This window comes from Pseudomonas sp. Q1 (assembly GCF_009935975.1).
In the GTDB taxonomy this organism is placed as follows: Bacteria; Pseudomonadota; Gammaproteobacteria; order Pseudomonadales; family Pseudomonadaceae; genus Aquipseudomonas; species Aquipseudomonas palleroniana.
In genome coordinates, this window is sequence record NZ_QODI01000015.1 from 13,505 (window position 1) to 40,264 (window position 26,760).

Below are 26,760 nucleotides of genomic sequence, written 5' to 3' on the forward strand. Positions count from 1 at the left end.
CAACGCCCTTCAGACCTGGTTCAGGTACCAGCGCCAATCCTGCTCACCCACCTCCCCCATGAACTGACGATATTCGGCGCGCTTGACCGCCAGGAACACCCAGAGGAACTCACGGCCGAAAGCCTCCTGCGCCCAGGTTGAAGCTTCCAATGCACGCAGGGTGGTGAGCCAGTCGGTGGGCAGGAGCTGCGTGGCCTGGGCGTAGCCATTACCTTGCACCGCAGCGCCGGGGTCGCACTGTTCGCGGATGCCCCGATGGATACCGGCCAGAATCGCGGCGGCAGCCAGGTAAGGGTTGGCATCGGCGCCGCAGATGCGGTGCTCGATATGCCGCGAGTTCGCCGGGCCGCCAGGGATGCGCAGGCTGACAGTGCGGTTGTCCACCCCCCAGGTGGCGGCCAGCGGCGCGTAGCTGTTGGTCTGGAAACGACGGTAGGAGTTGGCGTTGGGGCAGAACATCAGCAGCGAGTCGAGCAAGGTGCCGAGCATGCCGCCCACCGCCTGGCGCAGCAGCGGTGTGCCGTCGGCGGCGTCGCTGGCAAACAGGTTGTGACCCTGAGCGTCTGCCAGGCTGACGTGCATGTGCATGCCGGTGCCCGCCAGGTCGTCGAACGGCTTGGCCATGAAGCAGGCGGTCATGCCGTGTCGGTGAGCCACGCCCTTGACCAGGCGTTTGTAGCGCACCGCTTCGTCCATGGCTTGCAACGCATCGGCGCGATGCTCCAGGGTGATTTCCACCTGGCCTGGGGCATATTCGGAGATCGCCGTACGCGCCGGGATACCTTGCAATTTGCAGGCACTGTAGAGGTCGGCCAGAAACGGCTCGATCTGCTCCAGCTCGCGCAGGCCATACACCTGGGTCGAGCGTGGGCGACTGCCATCCGCATCCCGCGCCGGTCGCGGGCGGCCGTTGCGGTCGGGCTTCTGGTCGAGCAGGTAGAACTCCAGTTCCGCCGCCATCACCGGGTAGTAACCATCGGCGTTCAACCCCTCGATAACCTTGGCCAGCAAATGCCGGGGGTCGGCCACGGTGGCCGGCAAGCCTTCGGTGGGGTGCATGCTGACTTGCACCGCCGCCGTCGGGATCAGCCGCCATGGCATCCGCTGCAAGCTGCCGCTGACCGGGTAGGCGCGGCAGTCGATATCACCGACATCCCACACCAACCCGGAGTTTTCCACATCATCACCGTTGATGGTCAGGCCAAGGATGGTGCTGGGCAACGGCCGGCCGCTTTGGTACACCGCCAGCAGTTCATCGCGGTGCAGCAACTTGCCGCGCGGTACACCATTGTTGTCGAGGATAAACAGCTCGAACATCTCGATGTCCGGGTTGTGTTCAAGGAACGCTTGGGCTTCGTGCAGGCTGGCAAAAACACTCATGGCAATTCTCATACGTTTGTATCAGGCAGGCGCACAGGCGCCGCCGGGCAGATGCGCACAGGTGCGCGTCATCCATGGGGCGAATCAACGTAGGAGAGAGGTATCCGGTGGGCGGGCGTGACGGCAATGGAACAGCGCCCAGAAAGCCAGTTCGGACGGCAACGCCTCGACGACCGTCGAACCGCTCGGCACTAAAGCGCAGGGCGATATCTCGGGGTGGGTGTCGGGGGAACCATCCATGTACGGATCACAGTGAGGTAGATGCCGGCCAGCGTCACATGCGCACAACCGGTGTTCAATTCAGGGTTGGCGGAGTGTGGTTGCGGCTCGGCTAAACATTTGCCATCCCAGGGCCCGCTGGAAATAATGACCGCCCCGCCCATGCCCCAAGGACTCGACCGCATGAAAGCTCCGCTGGCCTTCTGTTTATTGGCAAGTCTGACCTCCTACGCCCTGGCTGATTCGCGCCTGGACGATGTGCTTCAACGCGGGACGCTGACCGTGTGCACCACCGGCGACTACAAGCCCTACTCCGCTTTGCGCGCCGATGGCCGTTATGAAGGCATCGACATTGCCATGGCCGAATCCTTGGCCAAGAGCCTCAACGCCAAGATCCACTGGGTACCCACCACCTGGAAAAGCCTGATGCCGGACTTCCTGGCTCAACGTTGCGACATCGCCGTGGGCGGTATTTCCGTGTCGCTGGAGCGCCAGAAAAAAGCCTTCTTCAGCCAACCGCTGGGCGTCGACGGCAAGATCCCGTTGGTGCGCTGCGCCGATGTGCAACGCTACCAGAGCGTCGAGCAGATCAACCAGCCGCAGGTGCGGGTGATCGAGCCGGCCGGCGGCACCAATGAAGTGTTCGCCCGCGCCCATCTGGGCCAGGCGCAGATCCGCCTGCATGACAATGTGACGATCTTCGACGAACTGCTGGCGGGCAAGGCCGACGTGATGATTACCGACGCCAGCGAAGCGCGCTACCAGCAAAAACAGAAGCCCGGGCTGTGCGCGGTCAACCCGGAGCGGCAGATGCAGTACAGCGAAAAAGCCTTCCTGCTGCCCCGGGATGATGTGGCCTGGAAAAGTTACGTCGACCAGTGGCTGCACCTGAGCGTGGCCACCGGGGAGTACGAAGGCATTGTCAGCCAGTGGTTGGCGGCACCCTGAGCCGCAGCCGTCTACGCTGTTGTCACACTGATAAGAAGAGGATGGGTAATGAAGGGACTACTCCGGTTCACCTGGCTGCTGCTGTTGTGTTTCGGCCCGGTGCACACAGCCACTGCGAATGACGATGCCCAGGCCGCCAAGGCCCTGTTGGAAAAAGCCTTGGCTTACTATCAGAGCAACGGCGACAAGGCCTTGGCCGCGTTCAGCCGCCAGGGCGAGTTTATCGACCACGACCGCTACGTGTTCGTGGTCGACACCCAGGGCGTGCTGCTGGCCAGCGGCGGGCCGTCTTCCGCCTTGATCGGTCGCAACGTGTCCGAACAGCTCGGCCCGGACCTGCAAGCCTCGTTCAAACAGGCGCTGGCCACCCCCGAAGGCCAAGGTATCCAACAGGCCGACTACCGCTGGCAGAACTGGAACGATGGCAAGGTCGAACACAAGCATGTGTTCTATCAGCGCGTGGGCCAGCGCATCCTGGCGGTGGGTTACTACTTGCCGCGGGCGACTCCGGAACAAGCGCGAGCCTTGCGCGACAAGGCGGTGAAGGCGCTGGTCAAGGATGAGGCCGGTACGCTCAAGGCCATCAACTCACTGCAAGGTGGGTTCCTGCAGGATGATCTGTATGTGTTCGTAGTGGACCTGGATACCCGGCGCTATGTGGCCCACGGCACCAACCTGCGACTGGTCAACACCGACTTCAGCAAGATCAAGGACCCGGACGGCAAGCCCGTCGGCGAGCCTATCCTGCATCTGATGACCCAACAGGACCAGAGTGAATACAAATACCGCTGGAAAAACCCGGTCACCGACAAGGTGGAAAACAAGCATGCGTACTTGCGCAAGACCGGACATTTCATGGTGGCGGTCGGGTACTACAGCCCCTGATCAGGCTTGAAACCCATCAACTGTGGGAGGGGGCTTGCTCCCTCCCACAGTTGCTTTTCGTTCTTTCAGTTATCTAGCTTTGTCTTCGCGCCCGCGCAGCAGGCGATTGGGCATTGCAATCGCCGCCGCCAACCCCAGCAGCGACACCGCCGCACTCACCATCAGCAGATGTCGGAACGTCACCGCCAGCTCTCCGCGCAGGGCATCCTGCGCCGGGCCTGGCGCGGCGTTCAGGCCGTCGAGCAGCACGTTGCCGGAACTGCCCTCGGTAACCAACGCACCGCTGGCCAGATGGGCAAAGCTGGAATCCTGCAACAGCGCCAGCAGCAGCGCCGACATACACGCCACCCCCACCGCCCCGCCCAATGAGCGGAACAGGTTGGTAGTGCTGGTAGCGACGCCAATGTCACGCTGCTCAACGGAGTTTTGTGTGCCGACCAGGGACGTCGGGAACTGCATGCCGGCAGCGATGCCGCACAGCAGCATGAAAATCGCCGTCAGCCCGACCGCCTGCGGTGCACTGTAGGCCATGCCCAGAATGGCGAACGGACTCAACAGCGCGCCGGTGAGAATCATCGGTTTATAACGGCCGGTCACCGAGGTCATGCGCCCGGCAAAGTAGGCGCCCATCGGTAAGCCCATGGCCAACGGCAGCAGGTGCAAGGCGGCGCTGTCGGCACCCGAGCCAGTCACCGTCTGATAACGCAGGGGCATCAACACCGTCAGGGAAATCGCCTGGAAGCTGGTGAAGAAAATCGTGCACCAGCACAGCACCGCGCTACGGTTGGCGAACAGGTGCATGGGCAATAACGGCTCGCGCGCCCGGCGTTCGTGCCACACAAACGCGCTCAGCGCCACCCACGCACAGGCCAACAACCCCAATACCTGCTCATCACGCCAATGATGGCCCTGGCCGATTTCGGTGATGCCCAGCAGCAGGGCAGTCAGGCCGATGATCATCAGCACGGTGCCGAGGTAGTCGATGATCGGTTTGCGCTGCGGCACCGGCAGCCCTACCAGCGTGCGATGGGCCACATACCAGGCACCGGCACCCAGGGGCAGGTTGATCAGGAACACCCAGCGCCAGGACAGATACTCGGTCATATAACCGCCCAACACCGGCCCGGCCACGCTGGCCACCGCGTACATACTACTGAAATAGCCCTGGTAACGCCCGCGCTCACGAGGCGGGATAATGTCGCCGATAATCGCCTGGCTTACGGAAATCATGCCACCGGCGCCGATACCCTGGAGAATCCGCGCCAGCACCAGTTGCTCCATGCTTTGCGCCATGCCGCAGAACAGCGAGGCCAAGGTGAACACGCCCATGCCGATCAGCATCATCGGTCGCCGCCCGTACAGGTCGCCGAGCTTGCCGTAGATCGGCACCGCCACCGTCATCGCGACCATATAGCCGGAGATCACCCAGGCCAGCAGGTTGACGTCATGGAATTGCGCGGAGATGGCCGGCATCGATACGGCGACGATGGTTTGGTCCAGTGCGCCAAGGAAGATCGCCATCATCAAGGCGACAAGCACACTGCGTACGGCGGGGACGGATGGGGCGGGCTGATTCAGGTAAGTCACGGCGCAACCTTCGAGCAGAGCCCGCGAGGCAGGAAAGGCCTGCGGGAATGCTCGATACGATAGCAGGCTACTCGATAGCTTCGTAAGGAAGTCCGACGTAATTTTCCGCGATGGTTTGACGCCCCGCCTGCGAGTGGATGAAGTATTCCAGCTCACTCTGTGCAATCCGCTGGCTGAAGCCGTCCGCTTGCGGAAACTGATGCAGCATTGAGGTCATCCACCAGGAAAACCGTTCGGCCTTCCAGACGCGACGCAAGCAGATCGCGGAATACTTCTCCAGCAGGTCCACCCGCCCTTCGCGATACACCTTGAGCAAGATCCGATACAGCGTGCTCACATCGCTGGCCGCCAGGTTCAAGCCCTTGGCGCCGGTGGGGGGCACGATGTGCGCGGCATCCCCGAGCAGGAACAGGCGCCCGTACTGCATCGGTTCCACCACGAAGCTGCGCAGGGGCGCGATGCTTTTCTCGATCGACGGGCCGGTGACCAACCGTTGCGCAAGCGGGCCGGGCAGGCGGTTTTTCAGTTCGTCCCAGAAGCGCTCGTCCGGCCAGGCTTCCAGCGACTCGTCCACCGGCACTTGCAGGTAATAGCGACTGCGGGTCGCTGAGCGCATGCTGCACAGGGCGAAGCCGCGCGCGTGTTTGGCGTACACCAGTTCAGCATGAATCGGCGGCGTGTCGGCCAGGATGCCCAGCCAGCCGAAGGGGTAGACCCGTTCGAAAACGCTCAGCGACTCGGCCGGGATCGACTGCCGGGCCACGCCGTGGAAGCCGTCGCAACCGGCAACGTAGTCGCACTCCAGGCGAAAGGTTTCGCCTTGGTGCTCGAAGGTCACCCAGGGACGCTCTGTTTTCAGATCATGGGGCTGCACATTGGACGCTTCGTACAACGTCACGGCGCCAGCAGCGGCGCGGGCAGCCATGAGGTCGCGGGTGACCTCGGTCTGGCCGTAGATCATGACCGATTGGCCGCCGGTCAAGGTCTTGAGGTCGATGTGGGTCAACTCGCCATCGAGTGCCAGCTCGAAACCATCATGCACCAGCCCTTCGGCGTCCATACGTCGGCTGACGCCTGCTTCGCGCAGCAGGTCGACCATGCCCTGCTCCAGCACCCCGGCGCGGATGCGGCCTTGCACGTAGTCGGCGCTCTGGCGCTCTAGGATGAGGGTTTGGATTCCGGCGTTGTGCAACAGCTGGCCGAGCAGCAATCCGGAAGGACCGGCGCCGATAATGGCGACTTGAGTCTTCAGCGTTTTCATTATTCTTATCACCTGCTGGCTTCACCCGAACTGATCAAGTGAAAGAGTTGTCATTGGTCTTGTGGCTGACATTTTTCACTTGAGCGGGCAGCATAAGAAGGTGAGAACTGCTACAAAACCTGCGCTTTTTGCCAATTTGGGCGATTACCGCACCACTGTCCTGAGTATCGGATTAAAACCATGACCAAAACCGCGATTCCGGTCTTCAAGCTTTATGGGGAAAGCCAGCAATGGCCTACGCCCGATTTGTTGCACTGCGAAACCATTTCCCGAAGGAGTCGGGAATACCAGTGGGAAATCCAGCCCCACCGGCACGCGGATCTGTGCCAGTTGCTCTATGTACACAAGGGCCAGGCGCACCTGGAAATCGAAGGCCAGCACACCACGCTCGACGAAGCCACGCTGCAGGTGCTGCCGCCGTTATGCGTACACGGGTTCCGGTTTTCAGAAGATGTGGAAGGCTACGTGGTGACACTGTCGGCACCGCTGGTCAGCCACTTGCAGACGCAGTTGGGCAGTACGGCCGGCGGCCTGCAGACCTTGGGCAATTATCCGGCCGGCAAGGACAGCGACTACCTCAACAGCCAGTTCGCACGTTTGCAGGACGAGTACGCCGACGAGCAGCCGGCACGGGACATGATGATGCATGCCCTGGTCAGCGTGCTGCTGGTGTGGATCAGCCGCCAGGCCATTCAGCGTCGCCACCCACGGCCGCCCCGTGGCCGCGAGTATTTTCGCCGTTTCACCCAGTTGATCGAACAGCACTACCGCGAGCATCCCAAGATCGAAGACCTGGCTCACAAGCTGGGCATCTCGGTCTCGCACCTGAACGGGACATGTCGGGAGCTGGGCGGCCAACCGGCCTTGCAGATCATGCACGACCGCCAGTTGCTGGAAGCCAAGCGCCTGCTGACCTACACCAGCATGACCATCAATGAAATGTCGGAGGTGTTGGGGTTTTCCGACCCGACGAATTTCTCTCGGCTGTTTCGCCGACGGGTCGGGTTCTCACCCAAGGCATTTCGCGAGCAATTGAAGGCCGGGCAGCCTACCTGAGCGCGCTGAAACTGCCGGTGCGGGGAACGCATTGGTCCTGATGACAACCGATCGCGAATGCCGCCGGCTGCATGCGTGTCTGTTCAACGCGGTAGGCGGCAGTCCCGTACAGCGCAGTGGCAAATGCGCTGAGGGTGAAAATCATCAGGTACTTTCTGGTTTTGATGCTCATGGCACAGACCTCTGAACGGATCTACACAGTGCTGTTTTAAGCATAGGTCAGCCGGAGCGACTTGCCATTATCGGGCGTCATTCAATCGGTTTATATCCGCTCAAAGACCTTTGTCCCACAAAGGCTCTTCCGGAAACCTGAGCACAAGGAAATCCAGCAGGCTACGCAGCGCCAGGGACATGTGTTTACGCGAGGCATACACCGCATAAACATTCATTTGCTGAGGCTCGGCCTCCGGTAGCAAACGGATCAGTTCACCACTACGGATGTAGTCCCCCGCCTGATAGCTGGGCAGCCGCGCCACACCAGCCCCTGCCAATGTCACCCGTAACAATGTCGTTGCCTCATTGGCGGTGATATTGCCTTGCACTGCCACCGACACCGGTTCTGCATTCTCGGTGAAGTGCCAGAGACTTTTGCCGAAGTAAGAGTGCGTCAGGCAATTGTGCTGCACCAGGTCTTGCACCTGACGAGGGTGTGGATGTTCGCGCAGATATGCTGGCGAGGCGCAGATGACCGAACGGCAGAGCGTCAGCTTGCGGGCGATCAGGCTGGGGTCCAGTTCGAGACTGGTGCGAATGGCCAGATCGATACGCTCATCCACCAAGTTCACCGTACGATCAAGCATTTGCAGGTCGATACTCACTAACGGGTACTGCTTGATGTACTCGGCCACGGCATCCGCCAACTGTGCCTGGCCGAACGAACTACTGACACTGAGCCGCAACTGGCCACGCGGCGCTTCGTCCGGCTCACTGACGGCAGCCTGCATGTCGTTGCACAACTCCAGCATCTGGCGGCACCGAGGCAGCGTTTCGATACCGGCGGCGGTCAGGCTCAGCTTGCGCGTGGTGCGGTGCAGCAGGCGCGCACCAACCCAGTCTTCCAGCTCGGCCAAATAGCGCGAGACCACCGGACGCGACAGATCCAGATGGTCGGCGGCGGCCGATTGACTGCCCAAGTCGACCACTGTCACAAACACGCGCATTGCTTGAAGACGATCCATGATTTGCCCGATTTTAGAAACAAACTATGTCCAAGCATCGCATTTTTTGTTGCGTTTGGTGCAACTAAGCTCTGTACACCCCTTACCGATGGCAGGAGCTGCCCGATGTTCTCGACCTTCAAACGCCTGACCCTGGCCACCGCCGCCCTCGCCTTCGCAGCCCACGCGGCAGCGGCCGAGCTGAAACTCGACGTGTACAACCCAGGCGAAGCCGCGATATTCCCGGTCAGCTCGGTGCTGGTCAGCGGCGCCAACGACGCGATCCTGGTGGATGCGCAATTCGGCAAAGGCCAGGCCGAGCAACTGGTGCAGAAAATCCGCGCCAGCGGCAAACACCTGACCACCATCTACATCAGCCACGGCGACCCGGACTACTACTTCGGCCTCGATACCCTGACCGCAGCGTTCCCGGACGCCAAGGTACTGGCACCGCAACCGGTGGTTGACCACATCAAGGCCACCGTGGCCGGCAAACTGGACTTCTGGGGCCCGAAAATGGGCGCCGACAAACCGGCCAAAACCCTCGTGCCGCAAGTGCTTGAAGGCCACAGCCTGACCCTTGAAGGCGAGCAACTGGAGATCGTCGGCCTGGACGGCCCGCAACCGGATCGCAGCTTTGTGTGGATCCCGTCGATCAAGGCCGTCGTCGGCGGTGTGGTCGTGGCCGAAAACATCCACCTGTGGATGGCCGACACCCAGAGCGCGCAGTCCCACAAAGATTGGCTGGCAACGCTGCAACGTATCGAACAACTGAAACCGCGCACGGTGATTCCAGGCCACTACCTGGGCAGCCCATCGCTCAAATCCGTGGCGTTTACCGCCGACTACATCAAAGCCTTCGATATCGAGACCGCCAAGGCCAAGGACTCCGCTGCCCTGATCGCAGCCATGAAGAAGCGTTACCCGACCCTCGCCGATGAAAGTTCGCTGGAACTGAGCGCCAAAGTCGCCAAGGGCGAAATGAAGTGGTGATTGGTTTTAAACCCTGACCGTACTGGAGAATGTCATGAGCAAGATTGCAATCATTGGTGCCACCGGCCGTGCCGGTAGCCAACTGCTGGAAGAAGCGCTGCGCCGTGGGCATACCGTCACCGCCATCGCCCGTAATACCGACAAACTGACGGCACGCCCAGGCGTGACCGCCAAGCAAGTCGACGCCCTGGATGCCGACGCCCTGCAACAGGCCGTGAGCAGCCATGATGTGGTGATCAGTGCCGCACACTTTTCCACCCTGCCCGCCAGTGCGGTGATCGACCCGGTGAAAAAGGCCGGGGTGAAACGCCTGCTGGTGGTGGGCGGTGCCGGTTCGTTGCTGCTGCCAGGTGGCAGCCGTGTGATCGACAGCCCGGGCTTCCCAGCCGAATACAAGGCGGAAGCCAGTGCGGGCGCGGAGTTTCTCGATACGCTGCGTCAGGAGAAGGAACTGGACTGGACATTCCTGTCGCCATCGGCGGAGTTCGTGGAAACCGAGCGCACCGGGAAATTCCGTTTGGGCCAGGATGATTTGCTGGTGAGCAGCGAAGGCCGCAGTTGGATCAGCTTCGCTGACTTTGCGATCGCGTTGATCGACGAAGTTGAATCACCGAAGCACTCCCGCCAGCGCTTCACCGTCGGCTACTGATCCACTACAGGCAACCGGTAGTATGCCTGTAATGAGCGGGCTTGCCCTAATGCCAGTCAGTTAAGCGATGAAAGCGGTCGATGAATAAATTGTGGGAGGGGGCTTGCTCCCGATAGGCCGCGCAGCGGCCTCAAAAATGGGCCTGCTACGCAGTCCATCGGGAGCAAGCCCCCTCCCACAGTGACCGCGTTAAGCCTTAACTGACTGGCATTAGGGCTTGCCCCCCAGCGCGGGGCAAGCCCGCTCACTACACGTCAGGTCGGGGTGGGTTTTGCTTGATTCGCCAGCCATTCCATTAGTGCTTCAAGGCCTGCCGACAGCTCGGCGCCCGGTGGGCGCACCAGGTAATACGCCATCCCCGTCGGCACCCGCAGTTCAAACGGCATCGCCAGCCTGCCGGCCGTGACATCCTCGCCAATCAACGCGCTATCACCGATCGCCACGCCTGAACCTTGTGACGCCACCGTCATAGCCAGATCCAAGGTCTCGAAATGATGCCCCTGGGCCAGATTGCTCAGCCGCGTATCCGCTGCTTTCAACCACAACGCCCAATCCCGTCCATCCCGGGTAGGATGCAGCAGCACCTGTTGCTGCAAGTCGGCCGGTGCCCGCAAACCACCGAGCAAGGCGGGAGCGCAGACCGGCGTGAGTTGCTCATCAAACAAATGCCGCGCTTCGGCAGGTGGCTCGGCGATGGGCGCGTAGATCACCGCCGCGTCGAATGACTCGCGGCGAAAATCCACGGTGTAGGCCACGGTGGTGGTGAGCTCCACCGGCACATCCGGACGTTCACGTTGCCATTGCATCAGGCGTGGCAGCAACCAACGCATGACACAGGTGGGCGCCTTGAGTTGCAGGGTTTCGCGACGATCGCCGATCTGCTCCAGCGCATCCACGATCAAGCCAAATACTTGCTGTACGCGCAGCGACCATTCACGGCCCTCTTCGGTCAGGCTCAAGCCCCGGGCCTGGCGCTGGAACAAGGCGTAGCCGAGGTGGCTTTCCAACCCGGCAATCTGCCGGCTCACCGCGCCCTGGGTGATATGCAATTGCTCGGCGGCGCGGGTGAAGTTGCAACACTGGGCGGTGACCCAGAACGTGTGCAGGGCGGGCAGCGGAGGAAGACGTTTCATCGCAATTGAGCCATGACGTGAGGACATGGCTAGTATGACTTTTTATCGATTGTTGCCGCTACCGCCCAGCCGCTCCAATACCGCCTCGAAACCCTCACAAGAGCGACATGTATGGCGACCTGCGGCGAAGTACTGGTCAATCTCCTGGAACGCTACGGCGTGGACCAGGTGTTCGGCATTCCCGGCGTGCACACCGTGGAGCTGTACCGCGGCCTGGCACGCTCCGGCATCCGTCACGTCACCCCGCGCCATGAGCAGGGTGCCGGGTTTATGGCTGATGGTTACGCGCGTACCCGCGGCAAGCCAGGCGTGTGCTTCATCATCACCGGCCCCGGCATGACCAATATCACCACCGCCATGGGCCAAGCCTACGCGGACTCGATCCCGATGCTGGTGATTTCCAGCGTGCAATCGCGCAGCCAATTGGGCGGCGGGCGCGGCAAGTTGCACGAACTGCCCAACCAGAGCGCGATGATTGCGGGCGTGGCGGCGTTCTCCCATACCTTGATGTCGGCCGCAGAATTGCCGGGCGTCCTGGCACGGGCCTTTGCCGTCTTCCAGGCCGGTCGACCGCGCCCCGTGCATATCGAAATTCCGCTGGACATACTGGTGGAAAACGCCGATGCATTGCTCGACTGTACGCCCGTCAGCGTGGCGCGAGCCGGCGCGGCACCCGCGTCGGTCAAGCAGATGGGCCAGTTGCTTGGCGCAGCAAAACGCCCGCTGATCCTGGCGGGCGGCGGTGCCATCGAGGCCGCGCCTGAGTTGACGCGCCTGGCCGAAATCCTCGGTGCACCGGTAGCCCTGACCATCAATGCCAAGGGCATGCTGCCCTCCTCCCATCCGCTGCTGATCGGCTCGACCCAGACCCTGCCCGCCACGCGCGCGCTGGTGGCCGAGGCCGATGTGGTGCTGGCGATCGGCACGGAGCTGGCGGAAACCGACTATGACGTGACCTTCGCCGGTGGCTTCGAGATCCCAGGGGCGCTGCTGCGTATCGACATCGACGCCGACCAGACCGTGCGCAACTACCCGCCCCAAGTGGCGCTGGTGGCCGACGCGCAAATCGCCGCCGCAGCCTTGCTCGACGACTTGCACAAACAGGTATTGCCGACCCGCGATTCGACCTGGGGCGGCCAACGAGTCGCCCGCCTGTGGGCGGAACTGACGCCGGCCTGGGATGCCGCCACTCGCGCACAGACGTTGTTGCTCGACACGGTTCTGGATGAACTGCCGGGTGCAGTGCTGGTAGGTGATTCCACCCAGCCGGTGTACAGCGGCAACCTGACCCTGAACCTCGACCACCCACGTCGCTGGTTCAACTCTTCCACTGGCTACGGCACCTTGGGCTATGCCTTGCCGGCCGCCATCGGCGCCTGGTTGGGACGTGGCGACGGGCAGCCGGTGGTGTGCCTGATCGGCGACGGCGGGTTGCAGTTCAGCCTGCCGGAGCTGGCCAGTGCCGTGGAAGCCCGCACGCCGGTCATCGTGCTGCTGTGGAATAACCAGGGTTACGAAGAGATCAAGAAATACATGGTCAACCGCGCCATTGAGCCCGTGGGTGTAGATATCTATACGCCGGACTTTATCGGTGTGGCCAAAGCCTTGGGCTGCGCGGCCGAAAGTGTGCGGGGCATCGAACCGTTGCGGGCGGCCTTGCGCGCCGCCACGGATCGCCAGGGGCCGACGCTGATTGAAGTCGACCAGGCACTGTGGATGCAGGAGGTTGCAGCTGCCGTAGGGTATTGAACGGTGTGTCTATCGATGGCGTGCAGGCGGGGACTGACGTCGTGTTACCAACATTATTTGTCCCACACCAAACATAGAAACGACCTACAGAGCTTTCTATTGGTACGGCCGTTCCGTTAAGCTTTTGTGCAGTCTTGTACTGAGTTCGGTACAACGGGTTTACGGACGAAACCGATGCTAAACAGTAACTTGCTCAGAAAGCTCGATATGCAGGACTTGATGGTGTTTATCGCCGTCTATGACCAGAGCAGCGTTACCGAGGTCTCCGAAACGCTGTTCGTCAGTCAGTCCACCGTGAGCTACAGCCTGAAGAAGCTGCGCACCAGCTTTGAAGACGAGCTGTTTATAAACACGCGGGCCGGCATGCGCCCGACTTACAAGGCCACCACCATGTATGGCCATGTGCTGAAGATCCTGGAGAGCATCAACCTGTGCCACGCCGGCGGCCAGGCCTTCGACCCGAAACAGAAGGCCGCCTCGACTTGGTGACGGCGTCGGCTTCAAGCCTTAGCCGATTGCGACTTTGCTGTAGGACTCACGATCCATGTCGTCCAGTTGCACGCTGAGCTGAACCTGCACATCCGCCGGCCATTCGCCCAAGTCCTGCAAGGCCGCCAACAGGCTTTGCGACAACTGTTGCTTGATCTGCGGCGACCGCCCGCTAAGCAGCGACAGCTTGACCGCGATAAAACCGCGTGGGCTGAGCGAGGTGCCCACCTGGAAATTCTCCACCTTCACTGCGCGGCTCTTGATATCGAACTCGGAAGCGAACTGCCCGGACGCCATCAGCACGTTGTTGAGCCGCAACAGGGTTTTCTCGACAGGCAAGTCCGTAAGGTTGGCGGTGTATTCCAGATGCAGGTGCGGCATTAAAAGCTCCCGATGGTTGTAGGAAAAGAGTCATACATATAACACGCAGGCGCACTGATTCAGAGCGCTTTCAGTTCTCCCTCAAGGGGTGTCTCAAGATTTTGCCGGCGGCGCCGCCAGTGAGTCGCGGTCACTCATGAACGCCTCCAGCCGCGAGCGCATCCAGCGTTCCGCCGGGTCGGTATCGACGTGGCTGAGCCAGACCATGGACAGGTCGAGGGTCGGGGTTTCAAACGGAAATGGCTCGCAGAACAGCTGCCCGCTGGCGGCCATGGCCTGGGCGGTGTAGTCCGGCAAGCTGGCGATCATGTCGGTGCCGGCGAGCAACGCCGGCAGCGCGCTGTATTGCGGCACCGATAGCACCACCTGGCGCTTGCGGCCGATCTCGGCCAGCCATTCATCGGCAAACCCGGACACGTTGGCGGTGTGCGACACCAGCACATGAGGGCGTGCGCAATATTCGTCGAGGGTCAGCGGTGTGTCCGAGGCATCGGCGCGTAGCAGGCACGGGCGGATATGCCGCAACAGCTTGCGCTTGGCATTGGCCGGCAGACCGCGGGTCTGGGTGATGCCGACGGTGATATCACCGGATGCCAACAAGTCAGGGATGCGCCAGTAATCCACATGCTGCACCACAAACACCACCAAGGGCGCTTCCTGGCGCAAAGCCCGCAACAGCGGCGGTAGCAGACCAAACTCGACGTCATCGGACAGGCCGATACGGAAGGTCATGGTGCTGCGGGACGGGTCGAAATCGTGAGTCAGGCTCAGGGCCGACGACAGCGAATCCAGGGCCGGCGACAGGTGCTGGATGATTTCCTCGGCCCGCGCCGTCGGTTCCATGCGGTGGCCAACGCGAATGAACAGCGGGTCATTGAACAAGGTGCGCAAACGGTTGAGGGCCGAACTGATGGTCGGCTGGCCGAGAAACAGCTTCTCCGCCACCCGCGTCACGTTGCGTTCGAGCATCAGTGCCTCGAAGACCACCATCAGGTTGATGTCGGCCTTGCGTAGTTCATTACGATTCATCGGCGCCTGCCCCTCTCCCCAAGACAACGCGCAGTTTAGAAAGGCCGCCGGGCTGCGTCTATGTGAACACTGTTCATCGAGCGGCTTTGCGACTATAAATCAGCTCTTGAAGGTCACAGGAACACCATCGTGCTGTTCATTATCGCCTTGGCCATTGTCGTGGCCGGGTTTTGTCTATGGGTTGTCCGATTCATCGCCAACCCCACCGTGAGGACACTGCTGCGCGTTTTTATCGGCTTGTGCCTGGCGACGGTGGTCGCCTATATGGTGCTGGCGGCGGGGTTTCCGACGTCGCTGCTGGTTTGATCTTGATCTGAAATAGCCTCAACCCACTTGTGAGCAAGGACTGCCAAGCATGAAATTCGCCTACACCATCATCTATGTGCCGGACGTTGCCGCCTCCCTGGCATTCTTTGAAATAGCCTTCGGCTTCACTCGCCGTTTCCTGCATGAATCGGGTACCTATGGCGAGCTGGAAACCGGCGAAACCACCCTCTCGTTTGCCGCCCACGAATTGGCAGGCATGAATTTCGACGGCGGCCACGTGCAGGCCCATGCCTCCAGCAAACCGCTAGGAATGGAAGTGGGTTTCGTCACCGAGGACGTGTTCGCCGCCCACGCCAAAGCGCTCGTCCATGGCGCGACAGAACTGTCGCCACCGAGCACCAGGCCCTGGGGGCAGGTGGTGTCTTATGTGCGTTGCCCGGATGGCACGCTGGTGGAATTGTGTACCCCGATCCATTGATCGGGGCACACCCTTTCAACGCTTGAGCGGAATCTCCTCATCAAGCGGTGACAGTTCCGTAGAGTCATCATGCTTCCAGGTCTGGGGCTTCTCCTCCTCATGCTGACGCTGGGGTTGTACACGCTCCGGCTCATCCCGTTCCTTCTGCTCATTATTCATAGCCACCTCCCTTCCTTAAGAATGGTTCACCCATCCAGCATAGAACAGAGCAATGATTTTGGGCGCATGCTCCAATTGATAACAATTACGCATCAATTAATCCAAATAACTCACTTATCATTTCTAAATGTGTCAGCCACTATCCCGGGTCTTAAGCGAAACAAGCTCTTAAAAAGAACGCTGGAGACACAAAAACCATGACTAGCCCTTCCCGGCCCGACGCTGCCCCTTCGAAAGTGGGTGCAGTCCTACGCGTTACCTCGGGCAACTTCCTCGAACAGTTCGACTTCTTTCTGTTCGGCTTCTACGCCACCTATATCGCTGCCGCGTTCTTCCCCGCCGCCAATGAGTTTGCGTCATTAATGATGACCTTCGCCGTGTTCGGCGCGGGTTTCCTGATGCGTCCACTGGGCGCGATCGTTCTGGGTGCCTATATCGATGACGTCGGTCGCCGCAAAGGGTTGATCATGACTCTGTCGATCATGGCCAGCGGCACGCTGCTGATCGTGCTGGTACCGGGTTATCAGACCATTGGCCTGTGGGCACCGCTGCTGGTGCTGCTGGGTCGCTTGCTGCAAGGTTTTTCGGCCGGCGCGGAACTGGGCGGCGTGTCGGTGTACTTGTCTGAAATGGCCACACCGGGCCGCAAAGGCTTCTACACCAGTTGGCAGTCCGGCAGCCAACAGATCTCCATCGTGGTTGCGGCCGCCTTGGGTTATGGCCTGAACCAATGGATGGAACCGGCTGTAGTTGCCGATTGGGGCTGGCGCATTCCCTTCGGCCTGGGTTGCGTGATCATCCCGTTCATTTTTGTACTGCGACGCAACCTGCAGGAAACCGAAGAGTTCGCCAACCGCAAACATCGCCCAAGCATGCGCGAAGTGCTGGCGACCCTGGCGAAGAACTGGACCATGGTGATCGGCGGCATGCTGATGGTTGCCATGACCACCACGGCGTTCTACCTGATCACGGTCTACGCGCCGACCTTCGGCAAGACCGTGCTGCAACTGAGCACTTCCGACGCCTTGCTGGTGACGTTGCTGGTGGCGGTGTCGAACTTTGTCTGGCTGCCGATCGGCGGCACCCTGAGCGACCGCTTCGGGCGCAAGCCGGTGCTGGTGGCCATGACTGCCCTCACCGTGATCACCGCCTACCCGGCGCTGTCGTTCGTGGTGAATGCGCCAAGCTTCGCGCATATGCTCGAAACCTTGCTGTGGTTCTCCTTCCTGTACGGCATGTACAACGGCGCAATGATCCCGGCCCTGACCGAAATCATGCCGGTGGAAGTACGTGTGGCCGGTTTCTCCCTGGCTTATAGCCTGGCGACCGCCATTTTCGGTGGTTTCACCCCGGCGATCTCCACCTGGTTTATCCATGTCACCGAAGACAAGGCTTCGCCGGCCTACTGGATGATGTTTGCCGCGCTGTGTGCCCTGTGCTCGACCTTGGCCCTGTACCGCCGCGCCAATACCCGCGGGCAGATGCTGCAGGAGGCCGTATGATGCGCACCCTACTCAACAGCCTTACGGCCCTTGCACTCGGCGCCCTGGCACTGACGGCGCAGGCCGAAGAACTCAACGTGATGACCTCCGGTGGTTTTACCGCTGCCTATAAATTGCTCGGCCCGCAATATGCCAAACAAAGTGGCGACACCCTGAATACCATCCTGGGTCCGTCCATGGGCAAGGCGCCGGAAGCGATTCCCAACCGTCTAGCGCGTGGCGAACCCGCCGATGTGGTGATCATGGTCGGCTATGCGCTCGATGACTTGATCAAGCAAGGCAAGGTCGACCCTGCGTCCCGCGTGGAACTGGCGGACTCGCGTATCGGCCTGGTGGTGAAAGCCGGCGCGGCCAAACCGGCGATCGGCACTGACGCCGAATTGAAGGCCACGCTGACCCAGGCCAAATCCGTGGCTTATTCGGACAGCGCCAGCGGCGTGTATGTCGAGAAGGAACTGTTCAAGAAGCTCGGCATGCCCGCCAAAGGCACGATGATCGAGCGCCTGCCGGTGGCCGAACAGGTCGCCAAGGGTGACTACGAGGTCGGCTTGCAGCAGGTGGCGGAACTGTTGCCGATACCAGGGGTGACGTTTGTGGGCAAGATCCCGGAAGACGTGCAGTCGGTGACACGCTTTGCGGCGGGGATTCCGGTCAACGCCAAACACCCGGCCCAGGCCAAGGCACTGCTGAAGTTCCTGGCTTCACCCGAGGCGCAACCGGTGGTGCAATCCACCGGCCTGGACTCGGTGTCACGCTGACCGAAACGGCATCTCCCGTACCAACCGCTCCAACTCCAGCGCCGCCGGCGGCAACGTCCGCCCGCGGCGCTTGATCAAGCCCACATTGCGCATCACCTGCGGTTCCACCAGCGGCACACTCACCAGGATCGGGTGTTCGCCCGCGGGCATCGCAATCGATGGCACCATCGCCACGCCCAACCCCGCCTCCACCAGCCCGATCATCGTGGTCACGTGGTGGGTCTCGCAGACACTCGGTTTCTTCACCCGCACGCCGCGCAGGGCCTGGTCCAGCAGAAAGCGGTTGCCCGAGGACTTGTCCACGGTGATGTAGTCGTATTCGTAAGCTTCAGCCCAACTCACACTCTGGCGCCCGGCCAGCGGATGGTCATGCCGGCAGGCCAGGACGTAGCGCTCCTGCAACAGCAATTCGAATTCCACTTCATCGGCCAGGCTGCCGCTGAAACTCACACCGAAATCCGCCTCGCCGCTCTCCACGGCATTGCAGACCTCACCGGCGCTGGCATCCAGCACCTGCAGGCGAATCTTCGGATAGAGCTTGTGAAACTCGGAGATCACATGGGGCATGAAGTAATAAGCGGTGGACGGCACGCAGGCGATGGTGACGTTGCCCATCCGCGTGGACGCCACATTGCTGATGCCCATCAAGGCGATGTCGAGGTCGTCGAGAATACGCTCCACCTGGGGCAGGAACGCACGGCCGACCATGGTCAGGTTGACCCGTCGGGTGGTGCGCTCGAACAGCTTCACATCGAGGGCGGATTCGAGCTTTTCGATACGTCGGCTAAGAGCCGGTTGCGAGATTCGGATGGCCTCGGCGGCACCGCGAAAACTGCCTTTGTCTACCACAGCGCGGAAGGCTTGAAGGTCATTGAGGTCGAAGTTGATGATCACGAAGGTGGCCAGTGGCTGTCAGGATGGGGGCATTATCGTACGGGAGCGGATGGGACGTCATGTACCCGGGGCTGGGCGTCGCCTGCAAGCACGGTTTTCGGGGACAGCCGATTTTCCCGGGGTGAAGTTCAATGGCAGCCTTTGGTAGGGTGTCCGACTCGATTATTTTTTCCCATTCCTACCGGCGTACATCCATGAATCGAATAATAAAAAAACACCAGGCACTGCGCTGCGGCGCATGGATCCTTGGTCCGCTATGCCTCGCTACCCTGAGCTTTTTTGCCTGGCAGAGCTTCTATCCGGTGCAGGCGAGCGACGGCTGGAGCTATAGCGTGATTCATCGAGACGTGGCCAAGGCGGCGTCGCTGATGCCCCTGCACGATGGCTCGCTGATGGTCAGCCAGGAACTCAAGGACGGGCTGGGCAGCATTGTGCGAATCCACGCGGATGGGCAACGCGAAGTCGTAGTGGCCAACCTGTCCAAACCCGACGGCATGGTCGCCACCCGTGGCGGCTGGGTGTTCAGCCAGGAATCAGGTGGCGCGCCGGTCAGCTTTCTCAAGGACGGCGCCGTCACGGAGTTGTTCCGCGGTGAAAACGTACAGGGCCTATGGGTCGAGGGCGACGACCTGTACGCCATTGAAGACCGCAAGCCCACCGGCCGCCTGATGCGCTACCGCTGGAGCGACCAGTCCCTGAGCATGCTGCGCGATCAGGTCGAGGAAGGCGAATCCATCGTGCGTTGCACGGATGGGCGCATGCTCTATACCGAAAAGAAAAAAGGCGTGGTCCGCGAACTGACCGATGATGGCAGCGACCCGGTGGTGCTGGCGGGCTTGAACAAGCCAACGTTCCTGATGTGTGATGAGCGCGGGTTGTGGGTCAACGAAGACTCGACGCACCGGGCACGCCTGTTGTTGATTGACCCTCGGGGCGAGCAGCAGACCATTCTGTCGTTCTTGAAGGCGCCGCAATCGATTGTGCCGACAGGACGGGGCACCTATCTGCTGGCGGAAGGGGGGAGGAACCGGGTGTTGGAACTGGTGCCGCAGACGCTCGCCGTCTCACCGTAAGACTCGTCGCAGACCAGGAGTCCTGGCGAGCCTTTCAGCGCGGCACCGGCATACCAAAGTGTTCGGCGTCACGCCTGCGGCGCGGCCGCAATGGCTTCGGCCAGGTCCTGATACTCTTCGCAGGTGGTGCTGCACAGGGCTTTGATTTTCGCCAACTGTTCCTGCGCCAAATCCATGCGCCCCTTGATCACATATGCCTCACCCAGGTACTCGCGGACCTGGGCATAGTTGGGGTCGAGCGCAACGGACTTCAGGTAATAACCGATGCCTTCATCGGTGCGTCCCAGTTTGCGCGTGGCATAACCACGGTAGTTGAGGGCCTTGGCGGTGTTGGGGTTGTGCAGGGTGTCGAGCAAGGCCAGCGCTTCATCGTACTGCCCATCCTTAGCTAGGCGGTACGCGTAATCGGTACGGTCGGCGTCCGAGATGGCTTTGCTGGTTTGCAGCACGCATTTTCCGCTCTTGGTATCCCAGACCTGGCCTTTGGGGCAGTTCGGCTTGGGCGGCGCCGGTTCGTCCCCGGATGCGAGAACCTGGCCTGCAAATAAAGCCGCGGCCAGAAGAAATGCGCTGCGGTAACCAACGGCCTGCTCACGGTAAGTCTTCATGATGGTCATGCTCCGTCACACTGAGGAAGAACAGCAACAAGAGATATCTGCCACCATGCGCCATTTTTACTGGCAGGTTAAGCGTGGTCTGACTGTCGGCCTAAAGAGCGTCGAATCGATTGTACTGATGGTTATTATCGAAACGAGCGCCTCGGTGGTTGCTAAAAACGATTTATATAATCGCCTCCAGTTTCTCCTCCCCTGCGCCTGGCTTCAGGCGACACATCTTTCTGGAACCCGATACCATGCCAAGTGCCAGCCAGGCCCCAAGCGGCCGCCCGGAACATGATCAACAAAGTGTCAAACAGCAGTGGCTGGCGATTCTCTCGGTCGCGGTGGGTGCCTTCGCCCTGGTGACCAGTGAATTCCTGCCGGTGGGCGTACTCAATGATGTCGCCAGCGACCTCGGCATCAGTGCCGGCCATGCCGGCCTGATGGTCACTCTGCCCGGCATCATGGCCGCCCTCGCCGCCCCGTTGCTGTCAGTGATGATTGGCGCCATGGACCGCCGCTATTTATTGATCGGCCTGACGCTGATCATGATCATCGCCAACACCGTCGTGGCGTTCGCCAGTGACTTCAGCCTGCTGCTGTTCGGTCGCGTCCTGCTGGGCATCAGCATCGGCGGGTTCTGGGCCACCGCCATCGCCCTCAGCGGCCGTCTCGCTCCCAGAGGCGTGGGCGTGGCGAAGGCCACCTCGATCATCATGATGGGAGTGACACTGGCCACCGTCCTCGGCGTGCCCGTCGGCACCTGGCTCAGCGGCCTGATGGGCTGGCGCATGACCTTCCTGGTCACCGCGCTGGTAGGCGTACCCGTGCTGCTGGCGCAGGTCTTTTTGCTGCCGCGGCTCGACCCGGAAAAGGCCATCCTCATCAGTGACCTGCCGGCCTTGTTTATCAACCCACGCGCTCGGGTCGGTTTGATCGCAGTGTTGCTGATCGGCCTGGCACACTTTGCCGCCTACACCTACGTCGCGCCGTTCTTCAAGAACAGCTCCGGCTTCGACGGCCAGACCATTGGCTCACTGCTGCTGATGTTTGGCATAGCCGGTGTCGCCGGTAACATTTTTGCCGGCTTCGCCGCCAACCGCAGCGTGCGCTACACCCTGCTGCTGGTCGCACTGATGATCGGCACCAGCACCGCCCTGTTCCCCTACTTCGCCACCGGCCTGATCGGCGCGACGATGTTGATCGCACTCTGGGGCTTCGCCTTTGGTGCCTTCCCGGCCTGCGCCAGTATCTGGATGTTTGTCGTGGCGCCCAAGGATGTTGAACGCGGTATGCCGCTGTTCGTCGCCTTGTTTCAGGTGATCATTGCCTTGGGTTCATTCTTCGGCGGGCGGATTGTGGACCAGATGGGTAGCTCGGTGCTGTTGAGCCTGGCTACGGCGTTGGTCGGCGTAGGTTTTGTCACGGTGCTGGTGCTGGGGCGAAATGTGAGTAACAGCTTGGTAGCGCAATCTGCCTGAGCAGAAAGAGCTGTTGAAAAGCCTGCTGAGCATTGAGCTTGGCAGGCTTTTTTATTTTCAGCGGACGCGCATCGCAAGTCCCGATTTGGAAAAGCTTCGTAATGAAAACTCGCACAGTGAAGCTTGTGTACCCACGCCCCTGAACTAGCCTCGAAAGGGTCGCCATGTGGCGACGTACTGCCAAGGAGCTTACATGCCAACCAGATATCGTGATGCCGTCACCGGAGAGTACGTGACAGAGGCTGAGGCAAAGAAAAGACCAAGGGAAACGGTGAAGGAGAAGGATAAAAAGTCGCCGTCAAAGCCACAGGGTAAGAAGTGATGTCGAGGTTGGAAGACAACGCCATACGTCGAGACAGCCTTGCCAACACGGCATACCTGAGCCAATGTAACGACAAACGTCATTACATGAGTAACGCTTCCATGGCATCTATAAACATCCGCATCGATGACGACCTGAAAGCTCGCGCCTACCTGGAACTGGAAAGGCTTGGCGTCACGCCTTCTGAACTGATGCGCCAAACCCTGCAATATGTAGTAGAGCGCGGTCAATTGCCTTTCAAGCCTGTGCTGATGACTGAGGATGATGAAGCCTTGCTGGCCAAGGTGCGGGAACAATTGGCGTCCCCTCAACGCGTAAGGGTTTCTATAGATGATCTATAGCCATGTGATCATGGTTTTATCAAAGAACATCTGAGCGTTTGAGCTGTAGTAAATGCTCTGCCAAAAACGAAAAAGCCCCGTAGCTTACTCAGCTACGGGGCTTTTTCTATGTAATGGCGGAGAGATAGGGATTCGAACCCTAGGTACCGGTGAAGGTACAACGGATTTCGAATCCGTCCCATTCGGCCACTCTGGCATCTCTCCAACGGCGCGCATCATAACAGTGTGTTTCACGGAAGCAAACCCCAAAAGAGATTTTTTTCCGTGCTATCAGATGCTTGCGTCGATTAAAGCGGTACGCCGAGACGGTTGGCGACTTCTTCGTAGGCTTCGATAACGTCACCGAGGCCCTGGCGGAAGCGGTCTTTGTCCATCTTTTTCTTGGTGTCTTTGTCCCACAAGCGGCAGCCGTCCGGGCTGAATTCGTCGCCCAGGACGATGGAGCCGTCGTGGAATACACCGAATTCCAGCTTGAAGTCGACCAGCAGCAGGCCGGCGTCGTCGAACAGCTTGCTCAGCACGTCGTTGACCTTGAGGGACAACTCCTTCATGCGCGCCAGTTGCTCGGCGGTGCCCCAGCCGAACGCCACAACGTGGGATTCGTTGATGAACGGGTCGCCCTTGGCGTCGTCCTTCAGGAACAACTCGAAGGTGTAGGGGTTGAGCTTGAGGCCCTCTTCCACGCCCAGGCGCTTGACCAGGCTGCCGGCAGCGTAGTTACGCACGACGCACTCGACCGGGATCATGTCGAGCTTCTTCACCAGGCACTCGTTGTCGCCCAGCAGTTTGTCGAATTGGGTCGGAATGCCGGCCGCTTCGAGTTTCTGCATGATGAAGGCGTTGAACTTGTTGTTCACCATACCTTTGCGATCAAGCTGTTCGATGCGCTTGCCGTCGAACGCCGAAGTGTCGTTGCGAAACAGCAGGATCAGGCGGTTGGCGTCGTCGGTCTTGTAAACCGACTTGGCCTTGCCGCGGTAGAGTTCTTCACGTTTTTCCATGATGGGCTCCGCTTTGAGTGAGGTGGGCTAGGCGATATGTCGCCAGTCGAGCCCTGAATCTTGATCGGCCAGTTGCAGCCAGTCCGGGTCGCACCCGAGGGTGTCGACAAAACATTGCCGGGCAAGCGTCGGCAGGTTGTTCTTGCTGCTCAGATGGGCCAGGACCAGGTGTTGCAGGTCTTGCCAGCCCAACTCATACACCAGGTACGCCGCCTGGTGGTTGTTCAAATGTCCCAGTTCGCCACCCACCCGCTGCTTGAGAAAGTACGGGTAATGACCACGAGCCAGCAGGTCACGACAGTGGTTGGACTCGATCATCAAGGCATCGAGATTGCGGTACCCGTCCAGCACCTTCGCACAGTAGGAACCCAGGTCGGTGAGCACACCGAAACGCCGCTCACCGTCGCTGAATACGTATTGCGTCGGCTCCTGGGCGTCGTGCGCCACGGCGATCACGTTGACGCTCAACGCGCCGATCTGCAGTTGCTCACCACCGGCCAGGAAACCTGCAGGCTCAATGGGTTTGCGCATCCCGCGCAAGGTGCCGCGACTCAGGTACACCGGCAGATTGTAGCGCCGAGACAGCAAACCCACGCCATGCACATGGTCGGCATGTTCGTGGGTCACCAGAATCGCGCTCAACTGCGCGGGGTGAACCCCCAGGCGCAGCAGGCGCCGCTCGGTTTCTCTTAACGAGAAACCACAATCGACCAGCACGTACGTGTCGTCATGAGCGACCAGCGTGCCGTTCCCTTGGCTACCGCTGCCGAGAACGGCAAAACGCATCGGATCAGCCCAGGTTGTCCTGAATCACGCCCAACACCTTGCGTGCGGTTTCAGCCGGCGCAACGGTGTTGATGTTCTTCTCGACGGTGACCTGCACGCTGTCGCCCACCTTGCTCAAACGAACCTGATAACGCTCGGCGCGGGTTTCGATCTCTTCCTTGGTCGGCTGGCTGCCAAACAACTTGCCGAAGAAACCTGGCTCGTCGTCTTTCTTCTCGGCCTTTTCCGCCACGTTGATGTAGTACAGGCCCAGGCTGCGGTTGATGTCCTCAACACGCCAAGGGCCCTTCTCCAACGCACGGCCTACACTGGCCCAGGCACGGTCCAGGTCTTCACCCAGGTTCAGCACCACGTTGCCGCTGCCGTCTTCGGAGAGGCTGACACGGTTAGGCGTATCGTAGTCGCGTGCAGCAAGCAGGGAAACCGAACCGCCCTTCTCGGAGATACGGCTCATGTTGGCCAGCATCTCATCGACCAGCGCGGCGTCAACGCCGGTGTTGACCGAGCGGTTGGTGAATTCGACATTGGCCGTGCTGCCGGCAGGACGCTCGGCGCTGACCACATAGACTTCACTGGTATTACGCTGCACGCCAGGCTCGATGCGCACACGCACACGGGATTCGCTGTCGGCCGCTACACCACCGGCCTGCAGACGCTGGGCCATGTTGGCGGACAGTTCACTGCCGTGCTGCCAGGCCGTGGTGAACTCACCGGTCTGCGGGCGCTGCTGGTCAATGCGGAAACCGTTGTCCTGGAAGAACTGCACCGCCACCGGCCAGACTTCGGCAGGTGGGCGCTGCGCCACGATCCAACGGTTGTCGCCGCTTTTCTGCAGGCTGTAGTCGCTGGCATCCGCCACGGCCGTGATCGGCTGTGGACGCGGTACCACGAACTCGCCTTTGATGGTTTCATCGGCAACGTTGCGTGGAATCGGCAGCAGTGGGTCAAGGCGCTTGGCGACATTGACATCAGGCGGCAGTTGCATCGGCTTGGTCGCTTGCGCGTCCAGGTAGTCGCTGCCGCGGTCACGGAAGTAGCCTTCCGGGCCCCAAATCCAACCGCAGCCACTGGTGCTGGAGATAATCAAGGCAAGTGCGGAAAGTCCGGCCAATCGCTTCATGCGTAATGCTTCCTCAATTAAACCAGGACGCCGGACTGGCGCAGGGCCTGTCGCAGCGGTTCGTGACAGGCTTCGCTGAGACGGGTGAGCGGCAGACGGATACCGTCCGGCATCATGCCCATTTCAGTCAGTGCCCATTTCACGGGAATAGGGTTGGATTCAATAAACAGGGTCTTGTTGAGCGGCATCAGCTTCTCGTGGATCGCTCGGGCGGTCTCGGCATCACCGGCAATGGCGGCGGCGCACATTTCGCTCATGGCACGCGGGGCCACGTTGGCGGTCACGGAGATGTTGCCCTTGCCACCCAGCAGGATCAGCTCGACAGCCGTGGCGTCGTCACCGGAATACACCAGGAAATCGCTGCTCACGCCGGCCAGGATGTCCTTGGCGCGCTGCAGGTCGCCGGTGGCTTCCTTGATACCGATGATGTTCGGCACGGTGGACAGGCGGATCACGGTCTCAGCCTTCATGTCGCAGGCGGTACGGCCCGGGACGTTGTAGAGGATCTGCGGGATCTCGACAGCCTCGGCGATGGCGCGAAAGTGCTGGTACAGGCCTTCCTGTGTCGGCTTGTTGTAGTACGGGGTCACCAGCAGGCAAGCGTCGGCGCCGGCCTTCTTGGCGTTTTTGGTCAGCTCGATCGCTTCACGCGTCGAGTTGGCGCCCGTACCGGCGATGACGGCAATGCGGCCCGCGACACGCTTGACCACGAATTCGATCACCTGGATGTGTTCTTCCACATCGAGGGTCGCCGATTCACCCGTGGTGCCGACCGCAACAATGGCATTGGTGCCTTCTTGCAGGTGGAAGTCCACCAGCTTGCCCAGGCTGTCCCAGTCGAGATGACCTTGTGCATCCATGGGTGTGACCAGTGCCACCATACTGCCCGCAATCATGCAACCGCTCCTGCCGGAAAAAGAGAGCCGTAATGGTACTGGCGCCAAGATGCTTGCACAAGCGAAGTACCGTCTGAGGATGCGTTCTGGATCAACTAAACGACGGGCAATGCCATCATTGGGCCAAAGCATGGCCTGAAGCACGATGAAACCAGACCGGTCGCGCA

The 26,760-nt window shown here is 60.7% G+C and carries 28 protein-coding genes, 1 tRNA gene and 1 pseudogene; 14 read left to right on the forward strand and 16 right to left on the reverse strand.

Annotation, left to right across the window (positions count from 1 at the left end):
- Positions 1 to 9 precede the first annotated feature (9 nt).
- A complete protein-coding gene (locus tag DK870_RS22205; RefSeq protein ID WP_161549693.1) occupies positions 10 to 1,380 on the reverse strand; it encodes a glutamine synthetase family protein in 1,371 nt (456 codons plus the stop codon).
- 402 nt (positions 1,381 to 1,782) lie between these two features.
- Between DK870_RS22205 and DK870_RS22210 the strand changes: the two genes are divergently transcribed.
- A complete protein-coding gene (locus DK870_RS22210) occupies positions 1,783 to 2,547 on the forward strand; it encodes a transporter substrate-binding domain-containing protein (RefSeq protein ID WP_060753105.1) in 765 nt (254 codons plus the stop codon).
- A 48-nt stretch (positions 2,548 to 2,595) separates the two neighbouring features.
- Entirely contained in the window at positions 2,596 to 3,432 is an 837-nt protein-coding gene (locus DK870_RS22215; RefSeq protein ID WP_090366194.1) for a cache domain-containing protein, read from the forward strand.
- 69 nt (positions 3,433 to 3,501) lie between these two features.
- Here the strand turns inward: DK870_RS22215 and DK870_RS22220 are convergent, their stop codons facing one another.
- A complete protein-coding gene (locus tag DK870_RS22220) occupies positions 3,502 to 5,019 on the reverse strand; it encodes an MDR family MFS transporter (protein ID WP_161549694.1) in 1,518 nt (505 codons plus the stop codon).
- Positions 5,020 to 5,086: 67 nt separating this feature from the next.
- Positions 5,087 to 6,271 carry a 4-hydroxybenzoate 3-monooxygenase gene (gene pobA / locus DK870_RS22225; protein ID WP_178126900.1) on the reverse strand — a complete coding sequence of 395 codons (1,185 nt, stop codon included), beginning with the start codon at positions 6,269 to 6,271 and terminating at the stop codon, positions 5,087 to 5,089.
- A 189-nt stretch (positions 6,272 to 6,460) separates the two neighbouring features.
- Between pobA and DK870_RS22230 the strand changes: the two genes are divergently transcribed.
- Positions 6,461 to 7,336: a helix-turn-helix domain-containing protein gene (locus DK870_RS22230; protein ID WP_060753684.1), complete on the forward strand. Its 876-nt coding sequence runs from the start codon at positions 6,461 to 6,463 to the stop codon at positions 7,334 to 7,336.
- On the opposite strand, the gene DK870_RS22235 is transcribed toward DK870_RS22230, so the two are convergent.
- On the reverse strand, positions 7,329 to 7,508 hold the full coding sequence (locus DK870_RS22235) for a hypothetical protein (protein ID WP_060753685.1): 180 nt from the start codon (positions 7,506 to 7,508) through the stop codon (positions 7,329 to 7,331). The genes DK870_RS22230 and DK870_RS22235 overlap by 8 nt on opposite strands.
- Before the next feature lie 100 nt (positions 7,509 to 7,608).
- Positions 7,609 to 8,514: a LysR family transcriptional regulator gene (locus tag DK870_RS22240; RefSeq protein WP_161549696.1), complete on the reverse strand. Its 906-nt coding sequence runs from the start codon at positions 8,512 to 8,514 to the stop codon at positions 7,609 to 7,611.
- Between the two features lie 105 nt (positions 8,515 to 8,619).
- Here DK870_RS22240 and DK870_RS22245 point away from each other — a divergent pair, with 105 nt between their 5' ends.
- Both DK870_RS22245 and DK870_RS22250 read left to right on the forward strand, forming a co-directional pair.
- The gene (locus DK870_RS22245) at positions 8,620 to 9,486 is read left to right on the forward strand and encodes an MBL fold metallo-hydrolase (RefSeq protein ID WP_060753687.1); all 867 of its coding nucleotides are present in this window, start codon (positions 8,620 to 8,622) and stop codon (positions 9,484 to 9,486) included.
- A gap of 34 nt (positions 9,487 to 9,520) precedes the next feature.
- Positions 9,521 to 10,135, forward strand: a complete 615-nt coding sequence (locus DK870_RS22250; RefSeq protein WP_161549697.1) for an NAD(P)-dependent oxidoreductase — start codon at positions 9,521 to 9,523, stop codon at positions 10,133 to 10,135.
- A gap of 254 nt (positions 10,136 to 10,389) precedes the next feature.
- On the opposite strand, the gene DK870_RS22255 is transcribed toward DK870_RS22250, so the two are convergent.
- Complete coding sequence (locus tag DK870_RS22255; protein WP_104995801.1) at positions 10,390 to 11,268, reverse strand: LysR substrate-binding domain-containing protein; 879 nt, start codon at positions 11,266 to 11,268, stop codon at positions 10,390 to 10,392.
- A 111-nt stretch (positions 11,269 to 11,379) separates the two neighbouring features.
- On the opposite strand from DK870_RS22255, the gene DK870_RS22260 reads away from it, so the two are divergent.
- On the forward strand, positions 11,380 to 13,017 hold the full coding sequence (locus DK870_RS22260; RefSeq protein ID WP_161549698.1) for a 5-guanidino-2-oxopentanoate decarboxylase: 1,638 nt from the start codon (positions 11,380 to 11,382) through the stop codon (positions 13,015 to 13,017).
- A gap of 174 nt (positions 13,018 to 13,191) precedes the next feature.
- A pseudogene (locus DK870_RS22265) lies at positions 13,192 to 13,497 on the forward strand (LysR family transcriptional regulator); the annotation flags it as partial.
- 27 nt (positions 13,498 to 13,524) lie between these two features.
- Here the strand turns inward: DK870_RS22265 and DK870_RS22270 are convergent.
- Together DK870_RS22270 and DK870_RS22275 are read right to left on the reverse strand one after the other, a co-directional pair.
- Positions 13,525 to 13,887, reverse strand: a complete 363-nt coding sequence (locus DK870_RS22270; RefSeq protein ID WP_090366203.1) for a 5-carboxymethyl-2-hydroxymuconate Delta-isomerase — start codon at positions 13,885 to 13,887, stop codon at positions 13,525 to 13,527.
- Between the two features lie 93 nt (positions 13,888 to 13,980).
- Positions 13,981 to 14,916 carry a LysR substrate-binding domain-containing protein gene (locus tag DK870_RS22275; protein WP_060753693.1) on the reverse strand — a complete coding sequence of 312 codons (936 nt, stop codon included), beginning with the start codon at positions 14,914 to 14,916 and terminating at the stop codon, positions 13,981 to 13,983.
- A gap of 129 nt (positions 14,917 to 15,045) precedes the next feature.
- Between DK870_RS22275 and DK870_RS29440 the strand changes: the two genes are divergently transcribed.
- Positions 15,046 to 15,222, forward strand: coding sequence for a hypothetical protein (locus tag DK870_RS29440; RefSeq protein WP_162843513.1), 177 nt, complete (start codon positions 15,046 to 15,048; stop codon positions 15,220 to 15,222).
- Positions 15,223 to 15,271: 49 nt separating this feature from the next.
- Positions 15,272 to 15,661, forward strand: coding sequence for a VOC family protein (locus DK870_RS22280; protein ID WP_060753694.1), 390 nt, complete (start codon positions 15,272 to 15,274; stop codon positions 15,659 to 15,661).
- A gap of 15 nt (positions 15,662 to 15,676) precedes the next feature.
- Here the strand turns inward: DK870_RS22280 and DK870_RS29445 are convergent, their stop codons facing one another.
- A complete protein-coding gene (locus DK870_RS29445) occupies positions 15,677 to 15,826 on the reverse strand; it encodes a hypothetical protein (protein WP_178126898.1) in 150 nt (49 codons plus the stop codon).
- A gap of 191 nt (positions 15,827 to 16,017) precedes the next feature.
- Between DK870_RS29445 and DK870_RS22285 the strand changes: the two genes are divergently transcribed.
- Both DK870_RS22285 and DK870_RS22290 read left to right on the forward strand, forming a co-directional pair.
- Entirely contained in the window at positions 16,018 to 17,322 is a 1,305-nt protein-coding gene (locus DK870_RS22285; protein ID WP_060753695.1) for an MFS transporter, read from the forward strand.
- Positions 17,322 to 18,080 (forward strand): substrate-binding domain-containing protein, encoded by a 759-nt coding sequence (locus DK870_RS22290; RefSeq protein ID WP_060753696.1) that lies wholly within the window; start codon positions 17,322 to 17,324, stop codon positions 18,078 to 18,080. The genes DK870_RS22285 and DK870_RS22290 overlap by 1 nt, the downstream gene beginning before the upstream one ends.
- Here the strand turns inward: DK870_RS22290 and DK870_RS22295 are convergent.
- A complete protein-coding gene (locus DK870_RS22295; protein WP_060753829.1) occupies positions 18,072 to 18,974 on the reverse strand; it encodes a LysR family transcriptional regulator in 903 nt (300 codons plus the stop codon). The genes DK870_RS22290 and DK870_RS22295 overlap by 9 nt on opposite strands.
- A gap of 194 nt (positions 18,975 to 19,168) precedes the next feature.
- On the opposite strand from DK870_RS22295, the gene DK870_RS22300 reads away from it, so the two are divergent.
- The gene (locus DK870_RS22300) at positions 19,169 to 20,047 is read left to right on the forward strand and encodes a hypothetical protein (protein WP_161549699.1); all 879 of its coding nucleotides are present in this window, start codon (positions 19,169 to 19,171) and stop codon (positions 20,045 to 20,047) included.
- A 68-nt stretch (positions 20,048 to 20,115) separates the two neighbouring features.
- Here the strand turns inward: DK870_RS22300 and DK870_RS22305 are convergent, their stop codons facing one another.
- Positions 20,116 to 20,655 carry a tetratricopeptide repeat protein gene (locus DK870_RS22305; protein WP_178126899.1) on the reverse strand — a complete coding sequence of 180 codons (540 nt, stop codon included), beginning with the start codon at positions 20,653 to 20,655 and terminating at the stop codon, positions 20,116 to 20,118.
- Positions 20,656 to 20,900: 245 nt separating this feature from the next.
- Between DK870_RS22305 and DK870_RS22310 the strand changes: the two genes are divergently transcribed.
- Both DK870_RS22310 and DK870_RS22315 read left to right on the forward strand, forming a co-directional pair.
- Positions 20,901 to 22,127 (forward strand): MFS transporter, encoded by a 1,227-nt coding sequence (locus tag DK870_RS22310; protein WP_060753699.1) that lies wholly within the window; start codon positions 20,901 to 20,903, stop codon positions 22,125 to 22,127.
- A 423-nt stretch (positions 22,128 to 22,550) separates the two neighbouring features.
- Positions 22,551 to 22,790 (forward strand): type II toxin-antitoxin system RelB/DinJ family antitoxin, encoded by a 240-nt coding sequence (locus DK870_RS22315; protein ID WP_161549759.1) that lies wholly within the window; start codon positions 22,551 to 22,553, stop codon positions 22,788 to 22,790.
- 114 nt (positions 22,791 to 22,904) lie between these two features.
- Here DK870_RS22315 and DK870_RS22320 read toward each other — a convergent pair.
- The 5 genes from DK870_RS22320 to dapA form a co-directional block, all read right to left on the reverse strand.
- A tRNA-Ser gene (locus tag DK870_RS22320) sits at positions 22,905 to 22,994 on the reverse strand.
- 83 nt (positions 22,995 to 23,077) lie between these two features.
- Positions 23,078 to 23,791, reverse strand: coding sequence for a phosphoribosylaminoimidazolesuccinocarboxamide synthase (purC, locus tag DK870_RS22325; RefSeq protein ID WP_010212191.1), 714 nt, complete (start codon positions 23,789 to 23,791; stop codon positions 23,078 to 23,080).
- A gap of 27 nt (positions 23,792 to 23,818) precedes the next feature.
- The gene (locus tag DK870_RS22330) at positions 23,819 to 24,577 is read right to left on the reverse strand and encodes an MBL fold metallo-hydrolase (RefSeq protein WP_104995791.1); all 759 of its coding nucleotides are present in this window, start codon (positions 24,575 to 24,577) and stop codon (positions 23,819 to 23,821) included.
- Between the two features lie 4 nt (positions 24,578 to 24,581).
- Complete coding sequence (gene bamC / locus DK870_RS22335; RefSeq protein WP_161549701.1) at positions 24,582 to 25,697, reverse strand: outer membrane protein assembly factor BamC; 1,116 nt, start codon at positions 25,695 to 25,697, stop codon at positions 24,582 to 24,584.
- 17 nt (positions 25,698 to 25,714) lie between these two features.
- Positions 25,715 to 26,593 carry a 4-hydroxy-tetrahydrodipicolinate synthase gene (dapA, locus tag DK870_RS22340; RefSeq protein WP_104995790.1) on the reverse strand — a complete coding sequence of 293 codons (879 nt, stop codon included), beginning with the start codon at positions 26,591 to 26,593 and terminating at the stop codon, positions 25,715 to 25,717.
- Positions 26,594 to 26,760: the final 167 nt, after the last annotated feature.